Here is a 2375-nt window from a genome sequence, read left to right as displayed (position 1 = left end):
ACTAGCAAGTCCACCGAACGCTCGGCGAGAATGCCGACGATCGTCTCCCGGCCAATGCCGCTTGCGCGCAGCGTAGCCGCCAAACAGTTCGCCCGCTCGTTCAGCTCCGCATACGTCATGCGGTCGTTCTCGTACACGACAGCTGCCTCTTCCGGCGTGCGCTCCGCCTGTTCCTCAAACAGCCGGTGGAATGCGGCCGCAGGAGCCGCTTCTGGCTGCGCCGGGTTGAACTCACCGAGAATTTGTTCTTTCTCCTCTGCCGTCAGCAAGTTCAGCTCGGCAATCTTCGCATCCGGACGGCTTACGATCGTTATGAGCAACTGCTCGTAATGCTTCGCCAACCGTTCGATCGTCTCCCTTTTGTAAAGAGCCGTTGCATATTCGAAGCTGTAATCTAAGCCGCCGTTCTCCTCGCCCACATCCAAGCTGATATCAAACTTTGCGGTATCTAGTGTACTCGGATAAGGAACCAGGCGAAGCCCTTCCAACTCAAATTCCTCGTTCTCCGTATTCTGCATCGTAAACAATGTGTCGAAGAGCGGATTGCGGCTTAAATCACGGGTGACTTGCACCTTTTCCACCAATTCTTCGAACGGATAGTTTTGATGCTCGAAGGCATGTAGGGTCGTTTCTTTGACTTCGTTCAGGTATGACAGGAATGTCTTCTCCGAAGCCGGATAACTGCGGATAGCCAGCGTGTTTAAGAAAATCCCGATCAACGGCTGCACATCTCCATGATTCCTTCCCGCAATCGGCGTACCGATGATCACGTCTTCCTGACCTGAATATTTGTGCAGAAGGACGTTATACGCCGCAAGCAGCACCATAAACAGTGTTGTTCCCGTTTCCGAGGCCAACTGCTTCAGACCGTCGGTTTTCAAAGCGTCGAAGAAAAACTCCAGCGTTTGGCCTTCGTAACTCTGCACGGCCGGACGCGGATAGTCTGTCGGCATTTCCAGCACCGGAAGCTCACCTTGGAACATGTCCAGCCAGTACGCCTCCTGAAGCTGAAGCCGTTCCTTCTGCTCCTGCGAGTGCTGCCAAACGGTGTAGTCTTTGTACTGAATGCGCAAAGGCTCCAATTGCTCACCGCCGTACAAGCGGACGAATTCTTCAATAAAGATTTCCATCGAGACGCCGTCGGAAATAATATGATGCATGTCGTACATTAGAATATGGCGTTCAGGAGCCAGCTCAACAAGGCCTACCCTCAGCAGCGGAGGCTTCGCCAAGTCAAACGGACGTACGAAACTGCGAACCGTCTCTTCAGCCTTTTGCTCATCCGCTCGATAGAACTCCACGGCAAACTTCACATCCTGGTAAATCCGCTGCGATGCTTCACCAGCCACCATTTCGAACCCGGTGCGCAACATTTCATGCCGCTCCACAAGTTTACGGAACGATGCTTCGAACCTGGCTCGGTCCAAAGCACCCTCCAGCAGCATCGCTTCCGGCATATTGTAGCTAAGCTCCGCGCCTTCCAGTTGATTCAGGATAAAGAGACGCTTTTGAGCAAAAGATTGCGGGTAAACCTCTCGATCATCCGCCACCGGAATGGCAACGAATACCTGCTCATCCAGCCGCGAAATGGCGGTCGCCATGCTCTCGATGGTGGAATGGCGGAACACATCGCGCAGCGGTAGATCCACGTTAAGCTCTTTATGAATCTTGCTGACCAGTGTCGTCGCCCGCAGGGAGTGGCCGCCGATGTCGAAGAAGTTGTCGTGAACGCCAATCTCCTTCGCAAGCCCGAGCACCTCCTGCCAAATCACCGCCAGCTTCGTTTCCAGCTCATTGCGCGGTGCGACGTACTCTGTTCCACTTCCCGCTTCTCCTTCCGGCGCTGGCAGCGCCTTTCGGTCGATTTTCCCGTTCAGCGTCAGAGGCAAGCGCTCCAGCTCCACGAAGTACGACGGGATCATATAGCCAGGTAGTTCCTGTGCCAACGCGCCGCGCAAATCATTCACTGCCAGCTCCGCCCCGGTATTCGGCGTGTAATACGCGCACAGCGCTTTCTGTCCATTCGCGTCATTTCGAACCAGCACCACCGCTTCGCGCAAACCTTCCACTCGCAGCAGCTGCGACTCGATCTCGCCCGTTTCGATCCGGTAACCCCGGATTTTCGCCTGATTGTCAATTCGGCCGATGAAGTCCACATTGCCGTCTTCCATCCAACGCGCCATGTCTCCCGTGCGGTACAGCCGCTCGCCCGCGGCGAACGGGCTGTCTACGAACTTCTCTTCCGTCAGCTCTGGACGGTTCAAGTACCCACGAGCGACCCCGACTCCGCCGATGACCAGTTCACCCAGCACCCCGACCGGCACCGGATTCAGATGCGCGTCCACGATGTAGAATTTCGCATTCAGCCACGCTTT

The 2375-nt window shown here is 55.4% G+C and carries 1 protein-coding gene; it reads right to left on the bottom strand.

Features of this window, described 5'->3' with window-relative positions; genetic code table 11:
• On the bottom strand, window positions 1-2375 hold a 2375-nt coding region (locus H580_RS24980; protein ID WP_036605614.1), incomplete at both ends, for a condensation domain-containing protein.

The sequence above is a fragment of the Paenibacillus assamensis DSM 18201 genome (genome assembly GCF_000422445.1).
Classification (GTDB): Bacteria; Bacillota; Bacilli; order Paenibacillales; family Paenibacillaceae; genus Paenibacillus_B; species Paenibacillus_B assamensis.
This window is presented reverse-complemented; position numbering and strand designations above follow the sequence as displayed.